This is a genomic window from Massilia sp. (assembly GCF_032106685.1).
GTDB lineage: Bacteria > Pseudomonadota > Gammaproteobacteria > Burkholderiales > Burkholderiaceae_D > Telluria.
Map to the genome: position 1 here is coordinate 41661 of NZ_DAMCPG010000016.1, position 24066 is coordinate 65726.

General features: G+C 66.3%; 21 protein-coding genes. 8 read left to right on the forward strand and 13 right to left on the reverse strand.

All coding sequences use genetic code 11. The features are described 5' to 3' along the window. Positions 1 to 45: 45 nt before the first annotated feature. Both RT688_RS11285 and RT688_RS11290 read left to right on the forward strand, forming a co-directional pair. Complete coding sequence (locus tag RT688_RS11285) at positions 46 to 738, forward strand: heavy metal response regulator transcription factor (RefSeq protein ID WP_313705021.1); 693 nt, start codon at positions 46 to 48, stop codon at positions 736 to 738. Then, entirely contained in the window at positions 708 to 2105 is a 1398-nt protein-coding gene (locus RT688_RS11290) for a heavy metal sensor histidine kinase (protein ID WP_313704974.1), read from the forward strand. Before RT688_RS11285 ends, RT688_RS11290 begins: the two co-directional genes overlap by 31 nt. Position 2106: 1 nt before the next feature. On the opposite strand, the gene RT688_RS11295 is transcribed toward RT688_RS11290, so the two are convergent. Continuing rightward, positions 2107 to 2820 (reverse strand): PEP-CTERM sorting domain-containing protein, encoded by a 714-nt coding sequence (locus RT688_RS11295; RefSeq protein WP_313704975.1) that lies wholly within the window; start codon positions 2818 to 2820, stop codon positions 2107 to 2109. Positions 2821 to 3196: 376 nt separating this feature from the next. On the opposite strand from RT688_RS11295, the gene RT688_RS11300 reads away from it, so the two are divergent. The 3 genes from RT688_RS11300 (at position 3197) to RT688_RS11310 (ending at position 6920) form a co-directional block, all read left to right on the forward strand. Next, positions 3197 to 3952, forward strand: a complete 756-nt coding sequence (locus RT688_RS11300) for a gamma-glutamyl-gamma-aminobutyrate hydrolase family protein (RefSeq protein WP_313704976.1) — start codon at positions 3197 to 3199, stop codon at positions 3950 to 3952. 120 nt (positions 3953 to 4072) lie between these two features. Next, positions 4073 to 5443, forward strand: coding sequence for a glutamine synthetase family protein (locus RT688_RS11305; RefSeq protein ID WP_313704977.1), 1371 nt, complete (start codon positions 4073 to 4075; stop codon positions 5441 to 5443). 31 nt (positions 5444 to 5474) lie between these two features. Beyond that, entirely contained in the window at positions 5475 to 6920 is a 1446-nt protein-coding gene (locus tag RT688_RS11310) for an aspartate aminotransferase family protein (RefSeq protein ID WP_313704978.1), read from the forward strand. A gap of 173 nt (positions 6921 to 7093) precedes the next feature. On the opposite strand, the gene RT688_RS11315 is transcribed toward RT688_RS11310, so the two are convergent. Continuing rightward, positions 7094 to 8554 carry a sodium:solute symporter family protein gene (locus tag RT688_RS11315; RefSeq protein ID WP_313704979.1) on the reverse strand — a complete coding sequence of 487 codons (1461 nt, stop codon included), beginning with the start codon at positions 8552 to 8554 and terminating at the stop codon, positions 7094 to 7096. Positions 8555 to 8687: 133 nt separating this feature from the next. On the opposite strand from RT688_RS11315, the gene RT688_RS11320 reads away from it, so the two are divergent. Continuing rightward, positions 8688 to 10172, forward strand: coding sequence for an aldehyde dehydrogenase (locus RT688_RS11320; protein WP_313704980.1), 1485 nt, complete (start codon positions 8688 to 8690; stop codon positions 10170 to 10172). A gap of 70 nt (positions 10173 to 10242) precedes the next feature. Further along, a complete protein-coding gene (locus tag RT688_RS11325) occupies positions 10243 to 11580 on the forward strand; it encodes a glutamine synthetase family protein (protein WP_313704981.1) in 1338 nt (445 codons plus the stop codon). On the opposite strand, the gene RT688_RS11330 is transcribed toward RT688_RS11325, so the two are convergent. The 8 genes from RT688_RS11330 to hda all read right to left on the reverse strand — a co-directional run bounded on the left by RT688_RS11330 (position 11577) and on the right by hda (position 17110). Beyond that, on the reverse strand, positions 11577 to 11903 hold the full coding sequence (locus RT688_RS11330) for a hypothetical protein (RefSeq protein WP_313704982.1): 327 nt from the start codon (positions 11901 to 11903) through the stop codon (positions 11577 to 11579). The two genes, RT688_RS11325 and RT688_RS11330, sit on opposite strands and share 4 nt — an antisense overlap. Positions 11904 to 12046: 143 nt before the next feature. After that, positions 12047 to 12562: an RNA 2',3'-cyclic phosphodiesterase gene (thpR, locus tag RT688_RS11335; RefSeq protein WP_313704983.1), complete on the reverse strand. Its 516-nt coding sequence runs from the start codon at positions 12560 to 12562 to the stop codon at positions 12047 to 12049. A gap of 18 nt (positions 12563 to 12580) precedes the next feature. Continuing rightward, positions 12581 to 13438: a 3-methyl-2-oxobutanoate hydroxymethyltransferase gene (gene panB / locus RT688_RS11340; RefSeq protein ID WP_313704984.1), complete on the reverse strand. Its 858-nt coding sequence runs from the start codon at positions 13436 to 13438 to the stop codon at positions 12581 to 12583. An 88-nt stretch (positions 13439 to 13526) separates the two neighbouring features. Next, positions 13527 to 13874 (reverse strand): DMT family protein, encoded by a 348-nt coding sequence (locus RT688_RS11345; RefSeq protein ID WP_313704985.1) that lies wholly within the window; start codon positions 13872 to 13874, stop codon positions 13527 to 13529. Positions 13875 to 13877: 3 nt separating this feature from the next. Beyond that, positions 13878 to 14351: a 2-amino-4-hydroxy-6-hydroxymethyldihydropteridine diphosphokinase gene (folK, locus tag RT688_RS11350; protein WP_313704986.1), complete on the reverse strand. Its 474-nt coding sequence runs from the start codon at positions 14349 to 14351 to the stop codon at positions 13878 to 13880. Continuing rightward, on the reverse strand, positions 14348 to 15763 hold the full coding sequence (gene pcnB / locus RT688_RS11355; protein WP_313704987.1) for a polynucleotide adenylyltransferase PcnB: 1416 nt from the start codon (positions 15761 to 15763) through the stop codon (positions 14348 to 14350). Before pcnB ends, folK begins: the two co-directional genes overlap by 4 nt. Next, the gene (locus tag RT688_RS11360; RefSeq protein WP_313704988.1) at positions 15756 to 16430 is read right to left on the reverse strand and encodes an HAD family hydrolase; all 675 of its coding nucleotides are present in this window, start codon (positions 16428 to 16430) and stop codon (positions 15756 to 15758) included. The genes pcnB and RT688_RS11360 overlap by 8 nt, the downstream gene beginning before the upstream one ends. After that, on the reverse strand, positions 16427 to 17110 hold the full coding sequence (hda, locus tag RT688_RS11365) for a DnaA regulatory inactivator Hda (RefSeq protein WP_313704989.1): 684 nt from the start codon (positions 17108 to 17110) through the stop codon (positions 16427 to 16429). The genes RT688_RS11360 and hda overlap by 4 nt, the downstream gene beginning before the upstream one ends. A gap of 413 nt (positions 17111 to 17523) precedes the next feature. On the opposite strand from hda, the gene purM reads away from it, so the two are divergent. Then, the gene (gene purM / locus RT688_RS11370; protein ID WP_313704990.1) at positions 17524 to 18567 is read left to right on the forward strand and encodes a phosphoribosylformylglycinamidine cyclo-ligase; all 1044 of its coding nucleotides are present in this window, start codon (positions 17524 to 17526) and stop codon (positions 18565 to 18567) included. Positions 18568 to 18706: 139 nt separating this feature from the next. Here purM and RT688_RS11375 read toward each other — a convergent pair whose 3' ends face one another. The 3 genes from RT688_RS11375 to RT688_RS11385 are packed head-to-tail and all read right to left on the reverse strand — an operon-like array spanning position 18707 to position 24041. Continuing rightward, positions 18707 to 20722 carry an alpha/beta hydrolase family protein gene (locus RT688_RS11375; protein ID WP_313704991.1) on the reverse strand — a complete coding sequence of 672 codons (2016 nt, stop codon included), beginning with the start codon at positions 20720 to 20722 and terminating at the stop codon, positions 18707 to 18709. Positions 20723 to 20732: 10 nt separating this feature from the next. Then, positions 20733 to 21980, reverse strand: a complete 1248-nt coding sequence (locus RT688_RS11380) for a 6-phosphofructokinase (protein WP_313704992.1) — start codon at positions 21978 to 21980, stop codon at positions 20733 to 20735. 45 nt (positions 21981 to 22025) lie between these two features. Continuing rightward, complete coding sequence (locus tag RT688_RS11385) at positions 22026 to 24041, reverse strand: prolyl oligopeptidase family serine peptidase (protein WP_313704993.1); 2016 nt, start codon at positions 24039 to 24041, stop codon at positions 22026 to 22028. Positions 24042 to 24066 lie beyond the last annotated feature (25 nt).

Sequence of the window (24066 nt, forward strand, 5' to 3'; positions counted from 1 at the left end):
CGCCGCGAAGCGCATAGAATGAGGGTTTTATCGACCCGCGCGCCCATGACCATCCTGGTGATCGAAGACGAGCCGAAGACCGGCGACTACCTGCAGCGCGGCCTGGCCGAATCCGGCTTCGCCGTGCGCCTGGCGCGCAACGGCCGCGACGGCCTGTTCATCGCGCGCGAGGAAGAGATCGAGCTGGTCGTGCTCGACGTGATGTTGCCGCGCATGGACGGCTGGCAGGTGCTGGAAGCCCTGCGCGCCGATCCGGCGACCGAGCAGATCCCGGTCCTGTTCCTGACCGCGCGCGACGAGGTCGAGGACCGGGTGCGCGGCCTGGAGCTGGGCGCCGACGACTACCTCGTGAAACCCTTCGCCTTCGTCGAACTGGTGGCGCGCATCCGCACCCTGCTGCGGCGCGGCCCGGTGCGCGAGGAGGAACTGATCCGCATCGGCGACATGGAGATCGACGTGCTCCGGCGCCGGGTGCGCCGCGGCGCCCAGCCGATCGCGCTGACGGCCCAGGAATTCGCGCTGCTGCACCTGCTGGCGCGGCGCCAGGGACAGGTGTTGTCGCGCGCCCTGATCGCGTCCCAGGTCTGGGACATGAACTTCGACAGCGACACCAACGTCATCGACGCGGCGGTGCGCCGGCTGCGGCGCAAGATCGACGATCCGTTCGCCCAAAAGCTGATCCACACGCGGCGCGGCATGGGCTATGTGTGCGAAGCCGAACCGGCGGCGGCATCGTGAAGGGCAGCTTGCGCCATTCGCTGGCCCTGCGCGTGACCGCCATGTTCACGCTGATCGTGGCGCTGGCGGCGTCCAGCCTGGGCATCTACCTGTACCGCGCCTTCGTCGCCGAGATCGTGCGGCGCGACGACATCCAGCTGCTCGGCAAGCTGCGCCAGGTGCAGCAGCTGCTGGGACGCCCCGGCGCCAGCGAGCTGCTGCGCGAGCAGCCCGACTACTTCCGCGACACCATGAGCGGCCAGGAGAATTCGCTGGTGTGGATCACGGCGGCGGACGGCGCCGTCCTGGCCGACATCAATGCCCTCGGCGAGCGCTATCCGGCGCCGCCGGCCGGGAGTGGGATCGCCGGCTGGACCACCAGCCGCGGCGATCCGGGCCGGGTGGTGGCCGCCAGCGCCCGCCTCGGCACGGGCACGGTGACGGTGGTGGTCGCCCGCGCCTATGCCGAGCGCAGCGCCATGTTCGCCGCCTACCGGCGCCAGATCGCCTGGGCCGTCGCCGCCAGCGCGCTGGGCGCGGCCCTGCTGGCGGCCCTGATGCTGCGGCGCGGCCTGCGCCCCCTGCGCATGCTGGCCGAGCACGCCGCCCTGGTGCGGCCGGGCACGCTGGCGCAACGGATCGACCTGGCGCACGCGCCGTCCGAACTGCGGCCCCTGGTCGAGGCCCTGAACGCGATGCTGGCCCGGCTGCAGGAGGGCTATGCGCGCCTGCTCGGCTTCTCGGCCGACCTGGCCCACGAATTCCGCACCCCGGTGACAAACCTGCTGGGGCAAAGCCAGGTCATGCTGGCGCAGCCGCGCAGTACCGCCGAGTATGAGCAGTTGATCGCATCGAACATCGAGGAACTGGAGCGGCTGGCGCGCATGATCGAGAGCATGCTGTTCCTGGCGCGCGCCGGGCAGGAAGAGGTGGTGCTGGCGCGCCGCCCGCTGGCGGCGCTGGACGAGCTGCGCAAGGTGGCGGATTTCTACGAGGGGATGGCCGAGGAGCGCGGCCTGGCGCTGGCATGCACGGGCGAGGCGACCGTGCTGGCCGACCCCGCGCTGCTGCGGCGCGCGCTGGCCAATCTGCTGTCGAATGCGGTGCGCCATGCGGACCCGGACAGCACCATCCATCTGCACGCGACCCAGGGCGAGCGCTGCACTGAACTCGCGGTGACGAACAGCGGCGCGCCGATCGACGCCGCGCATCTTGCCCACCTGTTCGAACGCTTCTACCGCGCCGATCCGGCGCGCAGCGACGCCGAGGGATCGACCGGGCTTGGCCTGGCGATCGTGCGCGCCATCATGGACTTGCATGGTGGCCAGGCGAAGGTGGCGGCGGACGGTACGCGCGTCACCTTCACGCTGGTGTTTCCCGACGCCTAGCTCAGGCGCGGCGGCGGCGTGCCGCGGCCAGGCCGAGCAGGCCCAGGCCCAGGGTCAGCAGGGTCGCCGGCTCCGGCACGTCGGCCGGCGTGCCCGGGATGTCGACCGGAACAGTAGGCAGTTCGCTCGGCGTGCCGGGCAGGGTGACGACCGGCGGGATGGTCGGCAGTTCCGGCGTGGCCGGCTGCTCGGCCGGCGGCAGCGGCTCGGCCGGCTGTTCGACCGGAGGCACCGGCAGCGTGACGACCGGCGGCACCGGCTCGGCCGGCTTGGTCGGGACGGTCGGCTTGGTCGGCACGCGGTTCACTTCGAGCAGGATGTTCTTCAGCCAGACGTCCTGGCCGTAGCAGAAGAACAGGCCCTGGGTGCAGCCGAGCGAGACCGACAGGTTCAGCTTGCCGTCGTCGAGCAGCGCCGGCAGCACGTTGAAGCTGTAGGTGGCGTAGTCGGTGACGTTGGTGACCGTGCCGGCGAGGACGTTATCGAGCCGCACCGAGATCGTTTCCTTGGTGCTCCAGGTGAGGTTCAGCGGGTCGGCGAAGCTGAGCTTCAGGGTCGCCGATTCGATCTCGTAGCCGGCTTGCTTCTGCACGTGCAGGATGGCGTGGTAAGGATCGTCGGTCGTCAGGTAGGCCGGCAGGTAGGTGGCTTGCGCCGCGGAGGTGACGCCGAAGGCGAGGGTGGCGGTGGCGAGGATCTTGTTCAGGATGTTCATGTGTTCTTGGCGTGATGAGTTAGCGCAATATTGCACTTGATTATAATCAAGCAATAAACGTGCCTATGAAGAAATATTCATTTCTTTCAGACACTTATGCGAAGTGCGTCAAGACGCCGATGCCAAAGTGTAAGATTTCTCGACAGCAGTAAAAACGTGGGAAGCTGGGGCGGGGCGCGCTGGCGCTGCCTATTCGTGTTGGCATCGATTCGCGGTTGCCGTTAAGCTTTTGCTACGGAAATCGCGTTTTACTAGCAGATCGGCGCACGTTGTGTGCAGGGAGTCGCACGGCGTTTGATCTGGATTAACGGCCACTCGCGCCGGGACCAGATTGCTCGTATGATGGTCCTCGTGCGCTCACGACAAGGTAGAGACCATGCGCCCCATCGTAATCGTTCCAGCATGCACGCGTGACTTCGGCGAACACCCGTATCACGCGGCCCAGCACAAATACTGCGACGCCGTCGTGCTCGGCGCCGATTGCGCGCCCATGATCCTGCCCTCGCTCGGGCCGGCGCTCGATCTGGAAACCATGCTGCAACTGTGCGATGGCATCATGCTCACCGGTTCTGCCTCGAATGTGCACCCCAGCTATTACTCGGAAGAGTTGCTCGATCCTTCGCTGCCGCAGGACCCGGCGCGCGACGAGACCACGCTGCCGCTGATCCGGGCGGCGGTCGGGCGCGGCATTCCGATCATCGCGATCTGCCGCGGTTTCCAGGAGATGAACGTGGCCCTCGGCGGCAGCCTGCACCAGGCGGTGCAGAGCGTGCCCGGCAAGTTCGACCACCGCGAGAACCCGGAACTGGGCATGGACGAACAATACGGCGACGCCCACAAGATTGCCATCGTGCCGGGCGGCTTCCTGCACGGCATCCTCGGCGCCGACGAAATTCCCGTCAATTCCCTGCATGGCCAGGGCGTGAACGAACTGGCGCCGGGGCTGGTGGTCGAAGCCACCGCCGAGGACGGCCTGGTCGAGGCCTTCTCGGTCGCGGCCGCGCCCGGCTTCACGCTGGCGGTGCAATGGCATCCCGAGTGGCGCATCACGCACAACCCGTATTCGATGAAGATGTTCGGCGCCTTCGGCCAGGCATGCCGCGACTACCGCGCCAGGAAACAGGGACACTGATGACCGCCTACGAGAAATGGGCGGCGCGCGCCGTCCCCTAGCTTGCCTCGTTCTCTCCCCGCACTGCACGTGCAGGCGTGAACGCACGCCTGTGTCGATCGAACCGATAAAGAGGCAACCATGGCAATCCGCGAAAACTTCTCCTACAACGACATGGACGACTGGCTCAATGCCAAGCGCGTCACCGAGATCGAATGCCTGGTCCCCGACCTGACCGGCGTCGCCCGCGGCAAGATCCTGCCGCGCGTGAAATTCACCGAAGAGCGCGGCATGCGCCTGCCCGAAGCCGTGCTCGGCATGACCGTCACCGGCAATTCGCCGACCCACGACGACGCCTACGACCGCGCCATCTCCAGCACCGACCGCGACATGATCCTGAAGGCCGACCCGACCACCATTACCATGGTGCCGTGGGCGGTCGACCCGACCGCGCAGGTGATCCACGACTGCCACTTCGCCGACGGCACGCTGGTCGACTTCGCGCCGCGTTCGGTGCTGCGGCGCGTGCTGAAGCTGTACGAGAAAAAGGGCTGGAAGCCGCTGGTCGCGCCCGAGCTCGAGTTCTACCTCACCGCCAAGAACATCGATCCCGACCTGCCATTGACGGCTCCGATCGGCCGCAGCGGGCGCTCGGAAACTAGCCGCCAGGTCTACAGCATCGACGCCGTCAACGAGTTCGATCCGCTGTTCGAAGACATCTACGACTACTGCGACATGATGAACCTCGACGTCGACACCCTGATCCACGAAATCGGCGCCGGGCAAATGGAAATCAACTTCCAGCACGGCGACCCGCTGGGGCTGGCGGATAAAGTCTTCTACTTCAAGCGCACCCTGCGCGAGGCGGCCCTGAAGCACGACATGTACGCCACCTTCATGGCCAAGCCGATGGCGGGCGAGCCGGGTTCGGCGATGCACGTGCACCAGAGCGTGGTCGATGCGAATACCGGCCGCAACATCTTCAGCGGCGACGACGGTGCGCCGTCGAAGCTGTTCCACCAGTACATCGGCGGCCTGCAGCGCTACATGCCGTCGGCGATGGCGGTCGTCGCGCCCTACGTGAACTCCTACCGCCGCATCGTGCGCCACACGGCCGCGCCGATCAACCTGCAATGGGGGATCGACAACCGCACCGTGGGCTTTCGCGTGCCGGTGTCGGGCGCCCAGGACCGGCGCGTGGAAAACCGCATCATCGGCGCCGACGCCAACCCGTATCTCGCGCTGGCGGTGACGCTGGCTTGCGGCTATCTCGGCATGGTCGAGGGCTGCGCGCCGTCACCCATCGTCGAGGGCAGCGCCTACAACATGCCGGTCGAGCTGCCGCAAGGCTTGCCGGAAGCCCTGAACCTGCTGCGCGGCGAGGCCTCGCTGCGCGAGGTGCTGGGCGAACGTTTCATCGACGTGTATTCGGCGATCAAGGAACTCGAGCACCAGGAGTTCATGACCGTCATCAGCCCGTGGGAGCGCGAACACCTGCTGCTGCACGTCTGAGGGTTTTATCACCACAAAACGGGGTGTCATCATGGCAGCCAACAGCGCGGCGCTCGCCGCCAGCAGTGCATTTCCGCGCGTGCCGGACGTGGAAGCGTTCGACACGCGCGCCATCCAGCAACTCGACGCGGCCCATTACCTGCACCCGTTCACCGACCACGCGGCCCTGAGGGACAAGGGCGCGCGCGTGATCGTGCGCGCTCAAGGCGTCTACCTGTGGGATTCCGACGGCCACCGGATCATCGACGGCATGTCGGGCCTGTGGTGCGTGAACGCGGGCTACGGGCGCACGTCGATCTCGGAAGCGGTGTACCGGCAGATGGAAACCCTGCCGTTCTACAACAGCTTCTTCAACACCACCAACGTGCCGGCGGTGCGCCTGGCCGCCGAGTTGGTCGCGCTGGCGCCGCCGCAGTTCAGCCACGTGTTCTTCACCGGTTCCGGCTCGGAGGCGAACGACACGATCGTGCGCATGGTGCGCCGCTACTGGGACCTGATGGGCCAGCCGCAACGTACGGTCATCGTCAGCCGCCACAACGCCTACCACGGCAGCACCATGGCCGGCGCCTCGCTGGGCGGCATGGCGGGCATGCACGCCCAGGGCGGCTTGCCGATTCCCGACATCGTGCACATTGGCCAGCCGAATTATGCCGAGCACGGACAGGGCATGAGCGAGAATGAATTCGGCCTGCGCGCCGCCGGCTGGCTGGAAGAGCAGATCCTGGCCAGCGGCCCGGAGCGCGTCGCCGCCTTCATCGGCGAACCGGTGCAGGGCGCGGGCGGCGTGATCATTCCCCCGCAAACCTATTGGCCGGAGGTGCAGCGCATCTGCGACAAGTACGGTGTTCTGCTGATAGCCGACGAGGTCATCTGCGGCTTTGGGCGCCTGGGCGCCTGGTTCGGCTCGGAACTGATGGGCATGCGGCCGGACCTGATCAGCTTTGCCAAGGGCGTGACCTCGGGCTATGTGCCGCTCGGCGGCGTGCTGGTGGGAAAACGCGTGGCGCATGTGCTGGTCGAGAAGGGCGGCGACTTCAACCATGGGTTCACGTATTCCGGCCACCCGGTGGCCTGCGCCGCGGCGCTGGAAAACCTGCGCATCCTGCGCGAGGAAAACCTAGTCGAGAAGGTGGCGCTGGAAACCGGTCCGCACCTGAAGACGGCCTTCGCCGAACTGGCGGCGCATCCGCTGGTGGGGCATGCCGAAACCTGCGGCATGGCGGCCGGGCTGAACCTGGTGCGGCGCAAGGGCAGCGGGCCGCACGACTGCGTCCGCTTCGACCGCGATCTGCACGTGGGCATGCTGTGCCGCGGGCACATGTTCGACAACGGGGTCATCATGCGCGCCGTCGGCGAGCGCATGATCGTCGCGCCGCCGCTGGTGATGACGAAGAGCGAAATCGACGCGATGGCCGAGCGGATCTGGGATTGCCTGGACCTGACGCTGGCGGATGTGTATGCGCGGGGGTGGGTGTAAAAAACGCGTCGCAGTTTGCCGGCGTGCGTTGAACGCGTGGACGGGGAACCCGTCCACCCTACGCGTCTTCGGCACGCTTTGTCATATACAGGTAGGGTGGACGGCTCTGCCGTCCACGCGTCCAACCATCACACGATCAGCCAGACAATTGTTTTATTGATTAAAACAATTGTTTAGGCGCCAGCCGCAATGGTCTTCGCCGGCTCGGTCCGGTTCTTGAGCACCTGCGGCGCCAGCGAACCGACGAACATGCCGGCAAACGCCGCCAGCAGCCCGGCCAGCTGGCCCGGGAACTGCTCGCCCAGGGACGAAATTTGCGGGAAGAACAAGATCCACACGAACAGGCCGGCGCCGATCGAGAGGATCGCGCCCTGGGTGGTGGCGCGCTTCCAGTACAGGCCCATCAGCAGCGGCACGAAGGCGGCGACCAGGGTCACCTGGTAGGCCGAGGACACCAGTTCATAGATCGAGGTGCCTTCCATCGCGATCGCGTACAGCAGCACCAGCGCGGCGAAGATGACGATGGTGATGCGCATTGCGAGCAGTTGCTGGCGGTCGCTCATGCCCGGGCGCAGGTTCTTCAGGATGTTTTCCGTAAAACTGGTCGACGGCGCCAGCAGGGTGGCCGACGAGGTGCTCTTGATCGCCGACAGCAGGGCGCCGAAGAACAGGATCTGCATGATCAAGGGCATCTTGGTCATGACGAAGGTCGGCAGCAGTTGCTGGTAATCGTTGCGCGCGATTTCCATGGCGTTGTTGCCCATCACGACGACGGCGGCGGCGACGATGAACATCGGCACGAAACCGAACAGGATGTAGCTGGCGCCGCCGATCACCGCGCCGGCGCGGGCGGTCGGGGCGTCCTTGGCCGACATCACGCGCTGGAACACGTCCTGCTGCGGAATGCTGCCGAACATCATGGTGATCGCCGCGCCGATGAAGAAGATGATGTCGGTGAAGTTCGGTTCCGGCAGCAGGCGCCACAGGTTGGCCTGGTGGGCCATGCCCAGCACCTTGTCGGCGCCGCCGGCCAGGTCGGCGGCGAAGAAGGCGATGATCGACATGCCGATCACCAGCACGATCATCTGGATGAAGTCGGTGAGCGCAACGGCCAGGAAGCCGCCGACCACGACGTAGATCAGCACCGCCAGGGTACCGATGATCATGCCCACGGCCGGCGACATGGCGCCATCGGTCAGCACCGAGAACACCAGGCCGAGCGCCGTGATCTGGGCCGCGACCCAGCCCAGGTAGCTCAGGATGATGGCGACCGAGCAGAACACCTCGATGCCCTTGCCGTAGCGCTGGCGGTAATAGTCGCCGATCGTCAGCAGGTTGAGTTTATACAGCTTGGTCGCGAAGAAGAGACCAACCAGGATCAGGCAGGTGCCGGCGCCGAACGGGTCCTCGATGATCGCGTTCAGCCCACCCTGCACGAAGCGGGCCGGCACCCCCATCACGGTCTCGGCGCCGAACCAGGTCGCGAAGGTCGTGGTGATCACCATGATCAGGGGCAGGCTGCGGCCGGCCACGGCGAAGTCGCTGGTATTCTTGATGCGCGTGCCCGCCCAAACGCCCAGCGCCAGCGTGCCCAGCAGGTAGAGCACGACACAAGTAATCAAGGTGTAGTTCATATATGTGGGGGCCTTGGGGGACGTAGAAATTATCGGGCGGAAAATCGGCGATTATAGCGGCAGAAATCGGCGGTTGGATCAAGCTTGTTCGCATTTTCGTGGAGTTTTCTTTCATCTTGGGAGGAATGCTGGCATGACAACAACACCATGGCATGAACGTGCTGCCGTACTGCGTCTTGACGGTCGCGCCTTCATCGACGGCAAGCGGGTCGATGCGGCCTCGAGCGCGCGCTTCGATTGCCTGTCTTCGGTCGACGGGCGCAAGCTGGCGGAAGTGGCGCGTTGCGGCGAGGCCGAGGTCGACGCGGCCGTCGCCGCCGCCCGCGCCGCCTTCGAGGACAGGCGCTGGGCCGGCAAGGCGCCGGCCGAGCGGAAAAAGGTGCTGGTGCGCTTCGCCGACCTGATGCTGGAACACCGCGACGAGCTGGCGCTGCTGGAAACCCTGGACATGGGCAAACCCATCCGCTACAGCCGCGGCGTCGACGTGCAGCTGGCGCAGAACTGCATCCGCTGGTACGGCGAGGCGATCGACAAGCTCTACGACCAGGTCGCGCCCAGCCCCGAGGACAGCCTGGCCCTGATCACGCGCGAGCCGGTCGGCGTGGTCGCCGCCGTCATCCCCTGGAATTATCCGATGCTGATGGCGGCCTGGAAGATCGGCCCGGCCCTGGCCGCCGGCAACAGCCTGGTGCTGAAACCCTCGGAAAAGGCGCCCTTGAGCTCGCTGCGCCTGGCCGAGCTGGCGCTGGAGGCCGGCGTGCCGCCCGGCGTGTTCAACGTGTTGCCAGGCTATGGCGACGAGGCCGGACGCGCGCTCGGCCTGCACATGGACGTCGACTGCATCGCCTTCACTGGCTCGACCCGGGTCGGCAAGCAGATCGTGCAGATGGCGGGACAATCGAACCTGAAGCGCGCCTGGACTGAACTGGGCGGCAAGTCCGCGAACATCGTCTGCGCCGACTGCCCGGACCTGGACGCGGCGGTCAGCGCCGCCATCGGCGCGATCTATTTCAACCAGGGCGAGAGCTGCAACGCGCCCTCGCGCCTGTTCGTCGAGGCATCGATCAAGGACGCCTTCCTGGACAAGGCCCTGGCCCTGGTGCCGCGGTTCGCGCCGGGCGACCCGCTGAATGAAGACACCGTGATGGGCGCCATCGTCGACGCCGTCCAGATGAAGACCGTGCTCGGCTACATCGCCTCCGGCAAGGAAGAGGGCGCGCGCCTGCTGGCGGGCGGGACGCAGGCGCGGATCGATTCCGGCGGGCTGTACGTCGAGCCCACCCTGTTCGACGGCGTCGACGGCGGCATGCGCATCGCGCGCGAGGAAATCTTCGGCCCCGTGCTGTCGGTACTGTCGTTCACCGACCTCGATGAAGCGGTGCGCCAGGCCAACGCCACGCCCTATGGCCTGGCCGCCGCGGTCTGGACGGCGGACATGAGCCGCGCGATCCGCACCGCACGCGCCCTGCGCGCCGGCACCGTGCACGTGAACCAGTACGACAACGACGACATCACCGTGCCCTTCGGCGGCTACAAACAGTCGGGCAATGGGCGCGACAAGTCGCTGCATGCCTTCGACAAATATACGGAGCTGAAGACGACCTGGATCCAGGTGTGAAGGAAGCGGGGCGCGGACGGCATGGTGGCGGTGCTATATTGGCCACCTTGCCGGCTGCACGGGGATGGCGATGAGCGAGGCGATGCGCACGTTTCTGCAGGAACACCAAATCCACGAAGTGGAATGCGTCATCACGGACATGACCGGCATTGCGCGCGGCAAGATCCTGCCGAAAGACCTGTTCCTGGGCGGCGACTTCATGCGCCTGCCGAAAAGCGTCTTGCTCAACACCGTCAACGGCGAGCAGCCGAACAACCTGCCTTATGTGGGCGCGACCGATCCCGACATGGTCTGCGTGCCCGACGAGGCGACGCTGCGCGTGGTGCCCTGGGCGGCCGAATCGGTGGCGCTGGTCATCCACGACTGCCGCAACTTCGACGGCAGCCCGGTCGAGCTGGCGCCGCGTTCGGTGCTGCGGCGCGTGCTCGCCAAATACGCCGAGCGTGGCTGGAAGCCGGTGGTGGCGCCGGAAATGGAGTTCTACCTGGTCGCCCGGAATGTCGATCCGCACGTGCCCCTGATGCCGCCGATGGGCCGCAGCGGCTTGACGGAACTGGGCCGCCAGTCCTACTCGATCGACGCGGTCAACGACTTCGACCCGTTCTTCCTGGAGTTATCCGCCTTCTGCAAGACCCATGAACTGGGCGTGGAGACCCTGATCCACGAGGCCGGCGCCGGCCAGATGGAGATCAATTTCGCCCACGGCGACGCGCTCGAACTGGCCGACCGGGTGTTCCTGTTCAAGCGCGCCGTGCGCGAGACGGCGCTGCGCCACGGCATCTTCGCCACCTTCATGGCCAAGCCCATGGAGACCGAGCCGGGCAGCGCCATGCACGTGCACCAAAGCGTGGTCGAGGCCGCCACCGGCCGCAACGTCTTCACGAACGACGACGGCAGCCCGAGCGCGCTGTTCTTCCATTTCATCGGCGGCCTGGAACGCTATGTGCCGCCGGCGCCGCTGATGTTCGCGCCGCACGTGAATTCCTACCGCCGCCTGTCGCGCTTCCAGTCGGCCCCGACCAATGTGCGCTGGGGCTACGACAACCGCACCTGCGGCATCCGCGTGCCGAACTCCTCGCCCCAGAACCGGCGCGTCGAGAACCGCGTGCCCGGCGTCGACGTCAACCCCTACCTGGCGATGGCGGCCACGCTCAGCTGCGGCTTCCTCGGCATGACCGAGGGTCTCAACCCGTCCGAACCGACGCTGGATAGCGCCGAGCACATCCACGACGACCTGCCGCGCAACCTCGAGGACGCGATCCTGCGCATGCGCGGCTGCGCGCCTCTTTCACGCATGCTGGGGGACTTGTTCGTGCAGGCCTACTGCGAAGTGAAGGAACTCGAGTTCGCCACCTTCAGCCGCGTGATCAGTTCGTGGGAACGCGAGCACCTGATGCTGCTGGTCTAGATGTCGTCGTCGTTCATGCGCTCCTGGCGGCTGTAGAACGCTGCGGATAATACTTCTTCCTTCGTCCAGTTCTGTGACAGCCAGATTGTGAGCGCGGCGCCGGATAAGTGCCACCAGCTATTGCCTTGATATCGGCGGTGCTTGAGCAGATAGTCGGAAGCAACCCACCAAACGACCAGCTCGCCGGGATGCGTCCGCCCCCTTGTTTTACTCAACATCTTGGCGGCAAATGAATATGGCGTCATGGACGTGATGTGGGGAGTACCCTCGCCGCGAGCCTGTTGCCAAACAAGTGCCTGCTGTTCTTGAGAAGCGAGCTGCACTGGTCTCTGGGGACGTCCTTCCAAGCCACTCAAGCCTAGCCGATACAGGGCAAATGGGGATGCCAGCAATAGCGCCGCTATAGTCGGAAGAAGAATGGTGATGGCGGCACGAAGTCGAGGCATGGAAACCTTGTTCGAATTGACTAGGAATAGGTTTCCAATACTGTATATACGCCGCCATTGTTCGGCTGCGACTCCACCAGCGCGTAGCCGTCGACGTTCCACACCAGCGGTTCCAGCTCGGGCGGCACCGCGACGCCGTTCGCGCGGCGGGCAAAAGTCACGTGCGGGCGGTAGGTGCGCGCCTCCGGTTGCAGGCCGAGCGCGAGCAGGGCGTCGGACAGCCTGGCGTGCAGCGCCAGCAGTTCCGGCGGCTCGCTCGACGGCTCCAGCACGGCGATGCCGTTGTGCCAGAGCTTCGGCGGACCGAAGCGCAGTTCGAAGGGCGTGAAGGGCACGGCCAGGCTGCGCCGCAGCTCGGGCACGCGCTCGCTCGGCACGCCGCCGAGGAAGTGCAGCGTCACGTGCAGCTTGTCGGGATGGACGGGACTGGCGCCGCGTGGCCAGTCCCAGGCGTCGCGCCGCTCGCGCAGCGCGTGCCGGATGGCGGGGTCCGGCCAGAGGGCGAGGAACAGGCGGGTGGTCGAATCGCTGTCCATCGCGCTCTCCTCAAAAGTTTAGAAGCAATGTTCCGGCGCCGGGAAGCTGCCGTCGCGCACCGCGTCGACGTAGGCGCGCACGGCGGCGTCGATGCTGGCCTGGCCTTCCATGAAGTTCTTCACGAAGCGCGCCTTGTGGCCGGGGAAGACGCCGAGCATGTCGTGCATGACCAGCACCTGGCCCGAGGTGTCGGGGCCGGCGCCGATGCCGATGGTCGGCACCTGCAGCAGTTCGGTGGTTTCCTTGCCCAGGGCTGCCGGCACGGCTTCCAGCAGCACGATGGCCGCGCCCGCCGCCTGCAGCGCCAGCGCGTCGTTCTTGAGGCGCTCGGCGCCTTCGCTGGTCTTGCCTTGCACCTTGAAGCCGCCCAGCTGGTGCACGAACTGCGGGGTCAGGCCGATGTGGGCGCAGACCGGAATGCCGCGCTCGGACAGGAAGGCGACGGTTTCGGCCAGCCAGGCGCCGCCCTCGATCTTGACCATCTGGGCGCCGGCGCGCATCAGCGCGGCCGAGCTTTCGAAGGCCATTTCCTTGGTGGCATAGGTGCCGAAGGGCAGGTCGGCCACCAGCAGCGCGTTCTTGTTGCCGCGTGCAACGGAGGCGGTGTGGTAGACCATGTCGTCCAGGGTCACCGGCAGCGTCGAGGTGTGGCCGGCGCAGACCATGCCGAGCGAATCGCCGACCAGCAGCATGTCGACCTCGCAGCGGTCCATCAGGGAGGCGAAGCTGGCGTCGTAGCAGGTCAGCATGCTGATCCGGGTACCGGCCGCGCGCATCGCGTGCAGCGCGGGAATGGTGATGGGCTTGCGCGCAGGCTTGGAGGGCGGTGGGGTATCGCCACCAGTCATTTCCTTGCCTTGCAGATAAGCGCTCATAGTCATCCTTTGAAAAACAAAAACATTTGACGGCGTAGTGTAATGCCGTCCACAAAATCCTGCCGGAAGCCGCTGGTTCTTCGGCCCGTCAGCTACGGAAAATGAAATACACGGCCCCGACCAGGCACAGCGCCGCCCACACGTAGTCGAGCTTGAACGGCTGGTTCATGTAGAACATGGCGAAGGGCACGAACACGGTGAGCGTGATCGCTTCCTGCATGATCTTCAGCTGGGCCAGGCTGTATTGCGTCGCGCCGATGCGGTTCGCCGGCACCTGCAACAGGTATTCGAACAGGGCGATGCCCCAGCTGACGAAGGCGGCGATGTACCAGGCGCGCGTGTTGAGGGTCTTCAGGTGCCCGTACCAGGCGAAGGTCATGAAGATGTTCGACAGGACCAGCAGGCCCGCGGTCTGGACGAAGACGGGAATTTGCATGGATTACACCAATCGTTCGATGGCCTGGCCGGCCACCTGCGGCAGGAAGCCGGCGGCGCGGCCGCGCCCGGGGATGTCGGCGTCGGGCGCGATTTCCAGCAGCGGCGCCAGCACGAAGGCGCGCTCGTGCATGCGCGGATGCGGCACGCTCAGGCTCGGGCTGTCGATCACGGCGTCGCCGTAGAGCAGCAGATCGAGGTCGAGCGTGCGCGGTGCGTTGCGGTAGGGGCGCTCGCGGCCGTGCGCCTGTTCGATCGCCATCAGGGCAGCCAGCAGCGCGTGGGCATCGAGTTCGGTATCGACGGCGGCCACGGCGTTGATGTAGTCGTCGCCCGAGGAGTCGATCGGCGCCGTGCGCCAGCAGCCCGAGCTGGCGACCAGACGGCAGCCGGGATACGCGGCCAGGCGCGCCAGGGCGTCGGCCACGTTGGCCCGGGCGTCGCCCAGGTTGGCGCCGATGCCGACGAAAGCGATCATTCCTGGGTGGAGCCCGGTGCGGCGACGGCGGCGGCCGGAGCAGCCGCGCCCGTGTCCGCGCCTGCGTTGGCGTGGCCTTCGCCGGCGTGCTTGCGCGGGCCGCGGCGCGGGGCGCGCTTCTTCTTTTCGCCGGCGGCGGGGCGCGTATTCGCCTGCGTCACCAGGCGTTCGCGTTCGCCCGATTCGGCCTCGTAGAAGGCGCTCCACCATTCGCCGAGTTCGGCGTCGAGTTCGCCCGAGGCGCAGCGCAGCAGCAGGAAGTCGTAGCCGGCGCGGAAGCGCGGGTTCTCCAGCAATTTATAAGGCGCGCGGCCGGCGCGGCGCTCGAAGCGCGGCTGCATGGCCCAGATGTCGCGCATGTCGGTGGCGATGCGGCGCTGCAGGGCCAGGTTCTCGGTCTGCGTTTCCAGCACGTCGTCGGCGGCCAGGTGCAGCGCCGGGATCGGCGCCTCGCCGGCGGCGCGGTAGGCGGTCCACTTCTCCAGCACCTGGTGCCACAGCAGCGAGGCGAACAGGAAGCCCGGCGACACGCCCTTGCCGGCTTTGACGCGCGCGTCGGTGGATTCGAGGGCCAGGGTCACGAACTTCATGCCGATTGGCTGCTCCAGCACGACGTCGAGCAGCGGCAGCAAACCGTGGTGCAGGCCGGCCGAGCGCAGCTCCTTCAGGCAGGCCAGCGCGTGGCCCGACAGCAGCAGTTTGAGCATCTCGTCGAACACGCGCGCGGCCGGGACGTTGTCGATCAGCGGCGCCATCACGGGGATCGGTGCGCGCGTGGTCGGCTCGATCGTGAAACCGAGCTTCGCCGCGAAGCGCACCACGCGCAGCATGCGCACCGGGTCTTCGCGATAGCGCGCCTCGGGCACGCCGATGATGCGCAAGGTCTTGTCGCGGATGTCCTCGATGCCGCCGTGGTAGTCCAGCACCGTTTGCGTGGCCGGATCGTAGTACATCGCGTTGATGGTGAAGTCGCGGCGCGCGGCGTCCTCGTGCTGCGGGCCGAAGTTATTGTCGCGCAGGACGCGGCCATGCTCGTCCTTCGGCGCGTTGGCGCTGCCGGCGCCGCGGAAGGTCGTCACTTCCAGCAGCTCCTGGCCGAACATCACGTGCACGATCTGGAAGCGGCGGCCGATGATGAAGGCGCGGCGGAACAGTTTTTTCACCTGCTCCGGCGTGGCGTCGGTGGCGATGTCGAAATCCTTCGGCTTCACGCCCAGCAGCAGGTCGCGCACGGCGCCGCCGACGACGAAGGCCTTGAAGCCGGCTTCCTGCAGGGTTTGGGTCAGGCGGACCGCGTTCGGCGACAGCAGCTTCGGGTCGATGCGGTGCTGCTCGAAGCCGAGGACCACCGGCTCCGTGGGATTGCGCTGGTCTTTCACGCCAAGGATTTTACGAATGAATTTTTTAATCATTGAAGAGATGGAGTAAAGGCCAGCCGTTGGCGCGTGCGTGTTGGGCGAGCGCCGCGTTCGGGTTGGTCGCGACCGGATGGGACACGACCGACAGCAGGGGCAGGTCGTTGTGCGAATCACTGTAGAAGTGGCTGCGCTCGAAGGAGGCGAACGGACGGCCCAGGCCCTCCAGCCAGGCGTGCATGTGCGTCACCTTGCCCGGACCCGAGGTCGGGGTGCCGGCCAGTTTCCCGGTCAGCTTGCCGGCCGCGTCGTACTCGGGCATGGCCGCGATGTGGTGCTCGACGCCGAAGGCGCGCGCGATCGGGGCGGTGAGGTAATGGTTGGTGGCGGTGATGATCGCCACCAGGTCGCCGGCGTCCAGGTGGCGCTGCACCAGGTCGCGCGCGGCCGGGCGGATCGCCGGTGCGATCACTTCCGCCATGTACTGTGCATACATGGCCTCCAGCTCGTCGCGCTCGAAGCGCGCCAAGGTGTCGAGGGCGAATTCGAGATACTCGACCGGGTCGAGCACGCCCGCCTGGTACTGGGCAAAAAAGTCGTCGTTGCGGCGCTTGTATTCGTCCGCGTCGACGGCCTTGACCCGCACCAGGAACTGGCCCCACTCGTAATCCGAGTCGATCGGGAGCAGCGTGTGGTCGAGGTCAAACAACGCAAGGTTTTTCATTCTTTGGATTCCGACTGCGGATTTCCTTGGAGCAGCAGGTCGCGCAGCAGCGGCAGCGTGACGGGGCGCTGGGTTTCGAGCGAATACTGGTCGAGGGCGTCCAGCATCGTCGCCAGGGAGCGCATGTCGCGCTTGAAATGGGACAGCAAATAGGGTAACACGCTGGCCGACAGCGTCAAACCGCGCGCCTCGGCCGCTTGCGTGAGCGCCGCGATCTTCTGGTCGTCGGACAGGCCGTGGATCAGGTAGATCAGGCCCCAGCCCATGCGCGTGCGCAGGTCCTCGCGCACCGGCAGCACGGCCGGCGGCACCGGTCCGGTCGCGACCATGTAGGCGCCGTGCTCGCGGATTTGATTAAACAAGGCAAACGCGTCGATCTGGGCCTGCGGCGACAGGCGGTCGCAGTCGTCGAGCAGGTAGAGCGTGACCTCGGGCGCAAACACGAAGGCTTCGCTCGGGGCGTCGGCGGCGATGTAGCGCGAGGCGGGCGTGGCCGCCAGCGCCTGCAGCAGGTGGGTCTTGCCGGCGCCGGTGTCGCCCCACAGGTAGGCGAAATGCTCGCGCGAAGCGCGCTGCGCGAACTGGTGCATCAGGTGCGCCAGCTCGGCATTCTCCCCGACCTGGAAGGTATCGAGGCTCTGCGCCGGGTCGGCGCCTAAATCGAGCACCAGCTGTTTCATGGCGTTCGTCTCATACGGGAATAGTCATACGCATCCGCCATTATAAAAGCTGCCGCGCTGACGATGGAATTCCGGCAAGCCGTGCGGGGCTTCGCTTTTCCTAGGGTGGGCTCTCGAGCCCACGCGGCATCATGGCGTGCATCCACGCGGCCCGAGGTCTTGTAGGGTGGACACCTGTGTCCACGCGGGAGCACGGGCTGCGTCGACGCGGCATCGAACAAAATAGGCATCGCCCGCGTCCTACTGGAGCGCCAACCAGGCGTCGGCTTCTGTTCTCCAGTTGGCGGAAAGAATGGCATGTTTTTGTTGTTATCTCGGTTTAGCGGGTTGGGGCCGGGCCGTTTTGCTAGAATAGCGAATTGACCAGAAACAGGTCTACGCCTTCTATTTTACCGCCTCCGCTGCTAAATACCATGAGCCAACCATCTAATGTTTCTCTGTCCTACCGCGACGCTGGTGTCGATATCGATGCGGGCGATGCCCTGGTCGAAGCGATCAAGCCCTTTGCCAAGCGCACCATGCGCGAAGGCGTTCTCGGCGGCATCGGCGGTTTCGGCGGCCTGTTCGAGATCAGCAAGAAGTACAAGGAACCGGTGCTGGTCTCCGGTACCGACGGCGTCGGCACCAAGCTCAAGCTCGCTTTCGAGCTGAACCGCCACGACACGGTCGGCATCGACCTGGTCGCCATGAGCGTCAACGACATCCTGGTGCAGGGCGCCGAGCCGCTGTTCTTCCTCGACTATTTCGCATGCGGCAAGCTCGACGTGCCGACCGCGACCGCCGTGGTGAAGGGCATCGCCCAGGGCTGCGAACAGTCCGGCTGCGCCCTGCTGGGCGGCGAAACCGCCGAGATGCCGGGCATGTACCCGGACGGCGAGTACGACCTGGCCGGCTTTGCCGTCGGCGCGGTGGAAAAGTCGCAGCTCATCGACGGCAGCAAGATCGCCCCCGGCGACGTGGTGCTGGGCCTGGCATCGTCGGGCATCCATTCGAACGGCTACTCGCTGGTGCGCAAGATCATTAGCGTGGCCAAGCCGGACCTGGAAGCCGACTTCCACGGGCGCAAATTGTCGGATGTCTTGATGGCGCCGACCCGCATCTACGTCAAGCCGCTGCTGGCGCTGATGCAGGCGATGGAAGTGAAGGGCATGGTGCACATCACCGGCGGCGGCCTGGTCGAAAACATCCCGCGCGTGCTGGCGGACAACCTGACGGCTGTGCTCGATGGCAAGTCGTGGACCATGCCGCCGCTGTTCCAGTGGCTGCAGCAGCACGGTGGCGTGGCGGATGCCGAGATGCACCGCGTGTTCAACTGCGGCATCGGCATGACCGTCATCGTGGCGAAGGAAAACGCCGACGCCGCCATGGCCCAGCTGCAGGCTGCCGGCGAGACGGTCTACCGCATCGGCGAAATCCGCACCCGTGAGGAAGGCCAGGCGCAGACCGTGGTGGTGTAAGGCGGCTTCATCGCAAGAACAAGGGCGCTCCGAGGAGCGCCTTTTTGTTTTCGGTAGGGTAGTGCGGCCGCCGTGGCACGTGTCCCCACCGGTGAAGCAAACATGATGCAGGCGTCACGCGTGGGGACGAGTCCCCACCCTACCGCGCCCCAGGTCCGATGTGCTTGTCGAGAAACTTCTCGACCCGGCCCCAGAAGTCGACATGGGTGGCCGGCAGGCTCCAGCCATGGCCTTCGTCCGGGTACGCGATCCATTCGACCTGCTTGTTGGTCGGCTTGATCGCGTCCATGAACTTGCGCCCGTGGTAGATCGGCACGCGCAGGTCGGCGCCGCCGTAGGCCAGCAGCAGCGGGGCCTTGATGCGCGCCGCCTGCCGGATCGGCGAGGTCGCCTTCAGTTGTTCGGCATCCTTGACCTGGTCGCCGACCATGTCGGGCATGCCGTACTGTTTGTACTGCTCGGACAGGTCCGAAGTGAAACTCCAGTGCCCGTCGTAGAGCAGGTTGATGTCGGTGACGCCGACCCAGTTGACGCCGCAGCGGTACAGGTCCGGGTCGTTCACCAGGCCCATCAGGGTGGCGTAGCCGCCGTAGCTGGCGCCGGCGATGCAGATGCGCTTCGGATCGGCAATGCCTTGCGCGATGGCCCAGCGCGCGCCGTCGGCGATGTCGTCCTGCATGGCCAGGCCCCATTGCTTCCAGCCGGCGCGGAAGTGCCTGTCACCGTAGCCGGTGCTGCCGCGAAAGTCGGGCTCGAGCACGACATAGCCGCGCGAGGCGAGGAACTGGGTTTCGGGATTCCACTCCCAGCGGTTGCCGCGCACCTGGGGGCCGCCGTGCACCAGCACCACCATCGGCGCATTTTTCGCGCCGCCCGCGGGCAGGGTCAGCAGCGCGGGAATCTCCATGCCGTCGCGCGCCTTGTAGCGCACCGGGTCCTGGCGTCCCATGCGTTTCGGATCGATGCCGGGATACGCTTCGCCGACCGGATTGATCTCGCCCGTCCGGAGGTTGAACAGCCGGTAGATCGGCGGCTGCACGTCGGAGAACGATTTGACCAGCGCCCATTGTGCATGGTCGCTTGAGGCGAAGGACATCAGGTTGATCGTGCCGGGAAGCAGCTGGTCGAGCTTTTTCTGCGCTTCCTGCAGCGTCTTGTCGAACCAGACGATGGTCTCGGCATCGGTGCGCAGCTGGACGCCCAGCAGTTTCTTGCCGCTGCGGACCAGCTCGCCGTCGAAGTCGTAGCCGGGCGTGAGCACCACCGGCTCCGGGTTGAGCTTGCCGGTGGCCAGGTTCACGGTGAAGAGCGCGTCGATGTCCTGGCCGCTGTTGGCGACCGCGAACAGGCTGCCGTCGCCGCCGAAGCCCAGGGCGGAGAAGGGGCCCGTACCGCCCTTGAAGGTCTGGTAGCTGGTCAGCACCCGCCACTGCGCCGTGGCCGGATCGCGGTAGTGGACCGTGGTGACGCCCCTGTCGGTCGAGGTCGCGACGCGCGGCTCGCCGTCCTGGTCGAGGGTCCATTTCTTCACGCGTGACGGACGCTGCACCACCTGGTGGTCGCCCGTCAGCGTGTTCAGCTTGAGCAGGTTAATGTGGCGCACCTCGTAGCTTTCGCCTTCCCATTCGTAGCTTTCGACGTAGACCGAATCGGAATCCCGCGCTCCCCGCGCGTCCATCATGAAGGTGTGCCAGGGCAGGATCTTGTTCTTGAGGCGGGAGACGCCTTCGGTCACGAATTCCTGGCCGCGCCGCTCGGCGAGCTGGCGCAGCTTGCCGCCGTCGCGGTCGACCGCGTACAGTCCGGCGGCCATGCGCTGGCCCCCGGGGCCGACCTCGTTGTCGGTCACGTTGAACAGCAGGCGGGCGTCGTTCACCCAGGTGAACTGGAAGATGTCGGCGTCGTTGTAGCCGGCGACCAGTTTTGCGCTGTTGGCCTGCAGGTCGATCACCACCAGGAAGTCGCGCCGGCCGGCGCCGCCTGAGATGGCGGCAAGGTAGCGCCCGCTCGGCGAGAGCTCGGCCGCGCGCAGGGCCGGGTTGACGAAGAAGCGCTCGATCGGCGGGAGGGCCGGCACGGGTGCGGCGAGCACGTGCGCGCACAGGAACAACGCCAGCAGCGTGGCCAGCCGGCGCACGTAGGGATGCAGGAGCATGTTTTTCCGATCAGGTCGTCATTGCCGGGGCCGCATTTGCGCCGTCCCGGTGCAGTACCTTCGGCACGCGCGCGCCGCGCAAGCGGAAGGCATCGGGCATGCGCGAGCCGAGCAGCGGGCGCAGGTAGAGCCGGAAGGCGTCGGTGACGTCGGTGCCGCTCTCGCTGATGAATTCGTCTTCCATGGTGCGCGTCCTGCCGGCCACCGCGTCCAGGGGCAGCAGTTCGTAGTCGACCGAATAGAAGCCGGTGCGGCGGATCGCCACCGAGCCGTCGGCGTCGCCCCAGAAGGCGAACTGCACCGCCTTCTCGCCGACTTCGCGCGCCTCGCGCTGGTCGACGTCCGAGACGCAGCCGATGAAGGAGCGCTGCAGGTAGCCGAAGGTGTCGCCGCGCACGCGCTTGATGCCGAGTTTGGTGCGGATCTCGTTGCACAGCAGGTCGGCCAGCGCGCCGGTGCCCGAGAGCTGCACATTGCCATGCTGGTCGCGCTCGATCTCCTTTGCCAGCAGGGTCGCCACCGGTTCGCCCGAGGCATCGTGGATGCCCTCCGAGACCGCGATCACGCAGCGTCCGTGGCGCTCGACCATGGTCTTGACGTCGGCCAGGAAGCGCTCCAGCGCGAAGGTGCGCTCGGGCAGGTAGATCAGGTGCGGGCCGTCGTCCGGGAACTTCTTGCCGAGCGCGGAGGCGGCGGTGAGAAAGCCCGCGTGGCGTCCCATCACCACGCCGACGTAGACGCCGGGCAGGGCCGCGTTGTCGAGATTGGCGCCGGCGAAGGCCTGGGCCACGAAGCGCGCCGCCGAGGGAAAGCCCGGCGTGTGGTCGTTGCCGACCAGGTCGTTGTCGATTGTTTTCGGGATGTGGATGCTGCGCAGCGGATAGCCGGCCTGGCGCGCCTGCTGGCTGACGATGCGCACGGTGTCGGCCGAGTCGTTGCCGCCGATGTAGAAGAAGTGCTCGATCTCGTGCGCGCGCAGCACCGCGTAGATGCGCTGGCAATACGCCATGTCGGGCTTGTCGCGGGTGGAGCCGAGGCTCGACGAGGGCGTGGCGGCCACCAGTTCCAGGTTGTGGCTGGTTTCCTGGGTCAGGTCGATGAATTCCTCGTCGACGATGCCGCGCACGCCGTGCAGGGCGCCATAGACCCGGGTGACGCCGGGGAAACGTCGTGCTTCGAGCGCCACCCCGACCATCGATTGGTTGATGACGGCGGTCGGTCCGCCTCCCTGTGCAACGAGGATCTTGCCAGAAGACATATAGAACCTCCTTCAGGTTGTGGCGGACCGGCGTCCGTCAGTGTGTTACTGGGCAGCCCCCTTGCCGATATTCTTGTCCAGGAACTTCTCGACCCGGCTCCAGAAATCGATGCTGTTCTTCGGCAGGCGGAAACCGTGGCCCTCTTCCGGATACTCGACCCATTCGACGTTCGGATTGGTCCGTTTGACGGCCGAATAGAACTTGGTGCCGTGGTCGATCGGCACGCGCATGTCGGCGCCGCCGTAGGCCAGCAGCAGCGGCTGCTTGATGCGCGCCGCCTGCTCGATCGGCGAGGTGGCCTTCAGCTGGGCGGCGTCCTTGACCTGGTCGCCGATCATCTCCGGCATGCCGTAGCGCCTCCATTCGGCCGACATGTCGCTGGTATGGTTCGCGCTGCCGTACATCAGGTTGATGTCGGTCACGCCGACCCAGTCGACGCCGCACTTGTACAGGTCCGGGTCGTTGATCAGGCCCATCAGGGTCGCGTAGCCGCCATAGCTGGCGCCGGCGATGCAGACGCGCTTCGGATCGACCAGCCCCTTGTCGATCGCCCAGCGCACGCCGTCGGCGATATCGTTCTGCATGGCCAGGCCCCACTGCTTGAAGCCGGCCTTGTAGTGGGCCGCGCCGAAGCCGGTGCTGCCGCGGAACTCAGGCTCCAGCACGACATAGCCGCGCGAGGCCAGGAACTGCGACTCCGGATGCCAGCCCCAGGAGGCGCCGCGCACCCAGGGACCGCCGTGCACCAGCACCACCATCGGCAGGCCGCTGCGCTTTTCTCCCGGCGGCATGGTCAGCAGGGCCGGGATCTCGAGCCCGTCGCGCGCCTTGTAGCGCAGCGGCTGCTGGCGTCCCATCAGGGTCGGGTCGATGCCGGGACGGGTTTCGCCGGCCTTGCTGATCTGCTTGGTGTCGCGGTTGTACAGGTAGGTGGTCAGCGGAATCGCATCGGAGTAGGCGGTCACGAGCAGCCACGGCGTTTGCGCGTACTTGGGCGGCGGCGCGACCAGGTTGACCGTTGCCGGCAGCAGCTGGTCGACGGTCTGCTGGATCGCCTTCATTTCCGGGTCGAACCACTCGATCGAGGTCGCGTCGGTCGTGAAGAACATCCCCAGCGTCTTGGTGGGCGAGGTCAGGATCGTGCCGTCGAAGTCGTAGCCCGCGGTGCTCAGCAGCGGCTCCGGGTTGATCTTGCCGGTGGCAAAATTGAAGGTATGGACCGCGCTCGTGTCCTTGTTGTTGCGGGCAACGACGTACAGGGTGCCGTCCGGCCCGAACTTGAGCGGCGTGATGGTCTCCGGGTTATTGCCGTAGGCCTTGTAGCTGGCCAGCTTGCGCCACTGCTTCGTTTCCGGATCGAGGTAATGGATGGTGGTGGTGTCTTCCACCAAGCCCATCGCCAGGCGCGGCTCGCCCTTGTGGTCGAGCAGCCAGCTGGTCACGTCCGCGACCGGCCGGGTTACCGGCTGCGTTTTCCCGGTGCGCGTATTCAGGCGCAGCAACTCGACGCGCGCATCGCGTGCGCTGGTCTTCATCACCATGTTCTGGACGTAGACGTAGTCGGAATCCTGCGAGCCGGTCTGGTCCAGCATATAGGTATGCCAGGGCAGCAGGCGCCTGGCGGTACGGCTGGTGGTGGTGTCGTAGCCGCGGTCGGCCAGTTGCACCAGTTCGCTGCCGTCGCGATTGACCGCGTACAGGCCTGGCGCGTGGCGTTGGTCGCCGGCGCCCAGGTGGTTGTCGCTGATGTCGAAGATCAGGCGTTCGCTGTTGACCCACTGGATGTCGCCGATGTCGCCGTCGGCGTGCGAGGCGATGACCTTGCCGGTGTTGGCCTGCAGGTCGATTACCGCCAGCGCCCGCGGCTGGCCGGGGGTACTGGTGCGTGCGGCCAGGTAGCGGCCGTCGGGTGAGAGGACACCGCTGGTGAAGGCGGGCGCGGAAAAGAAGCGCTCGATCGGCGGCAGGGCCGGGGCGGCTTGCGCCTGGACAGCCGGCGCAGCGTACAGCGACAGGGCAAGCACAAGGGCGTGGCCCAGTGCGGCTCGGGAAAACGACATGCCAAACTCCTGGTTTTGGAAACAA

What these genes read in the sequence shown, in the direction of transcription:
- RT688_RS11300 (WP_313704976.1), top strand. Translation starts at nt 3,197, where the DNA reads ATGCGCCCCATCGTAATCGTTCCAGCATGCACGCGTGACTTCGGCGAA.
- thpR (WP_313704983.1), bottom strand. Translation starts at nt 12,562, where the DNA reads ATGGACAGCGATTCGACCACCCGCCTGTTCCTCGCCCTCTGGCCGGAC.
- purM (WP_313704990.1), top strand. Translation starts at nt 17,524, where the DNA reads ATGAGCCAACCATCTAATGTTTCTCTGTCCTACCGCGACGCTGGTGTC.
- RT688_RS11320 (WP_313704980.1), top strand. Translation starts at nt 8,688, where the DNA reads ATGACAACAACACCATGGCATGAACGTGCTGCCGTACTGCGTCTTGAC.
- pcnB (WP_313704987.1), bottom strand. Translation starts at nt 15,763, where the DNA reads ATGATTAAAAAATTCATTCGTAAAATCCTTGGCGTGAAAGACCAGCGC.
- RT688_RS11360 (WP_313704988.1), bottom strand. Translation starts at nt 16,430, where the DNA reads ATGAAAAACCTTGCGTTGTTTGACCTCGACCACACGCTGCTCCCGATC.
- RT688_RS11380 (WP_313704992.1), bottom strand. Translation starts at nt 21,980, where the DNA reads ATGTCTTCTGGCAAGATCCTCGTTGCACAGGGAGGCGGACCGACCGCC.
- folK (WP_313704986.1), bottom strand. Translation starts at nt 14,351, where the DNA reads ATGATCGCTTTCGTCGGCATCGGCGCCAACCTGGGCGACGCCCGGGCC.
- RT688_RS11345 (WP_313704985.1), bottom strand. Translation starts at nt 13,874, where the DNA reads ATGCAAATTCCCGTCTTCGTCCAGACCGCGGGCCTGCTGGTCCTGTCG.
- hda (WP_313704989.1), bottom strand. Translation starts at nt 17,110, where the DNA reads ATGAAACAGCTGGTGCTCGATTTAGGCGCCGACCCGGCGCAGAGCCTC.
- RT688_RS11305 (WP_313704977.1), top strand. Translation starts at nt 4,073, where the DNA reads ATGGCAATCCGCGAAAACTTCTCCTACAACGACATGGACGACTGGCTC.
- RT688_RS11385 (WP_313704993.1), bottom strand. Translation starts at nt 24,041, where the DNA reads ATGTCGTTTTCCCGAGCCGCACTGGGCCACGCCCTTGTGCTTGCCCTG.
- RT688_RS11285 (WP_313705021.1), top strand. Translation starts at nt 46, where the DNA reads ATGACCATCCTGGTGATCGAAGACGAGCCGAAGACCGGCGACTACCTG.
- RT688_RS11375 (WP_313704991.1), bottom strand. Translation starts at nt 20,722, where the DNA reads ATGCTCCTGCATCCCTACGTGCGCCGGCTGGCCACGCTGCTGGCGTTG.
- panB (WP_313704984.1), bottom strand. Translation starts at nt 13,438, where the DNA reads ATGAGCGCTTATCTGCAAGGCAAGGAAATGACTGGTGGCGATACCCCA.
- RT688_RS11295 (WP_313704975.1), bottom strand. Translation starts at nt 2,820, where the DNA reads ATGAACATCCTGAACAAGATCCTCGCCACCGCCACCCTCGCCTTCGGC.
- RT688_RS11310 (WP_313704978.1), top strand. Translation starts at nt 5,475, where the DNA reads ATGGCAGCCAACAGCGCGGCGCTCGCCGCCAGCAGTGCATTTCCGCGC.
- RT688_RS11315 (WP_313704979.1), bottom strand. Translation starts at nt 8,554, where the DNA reads ATGAACTACACCTTGATTACTTGTGTCGTGCTCTACCTGCTGGGCACG.
- RT688_RS11325 (WP_313704981.1), top strand. Translation starts at nt 10,243, where the DNA reads ATGAGCGAGGCGATGCGCACGTTTCTGCAGGAACACCAAATCCACGAA.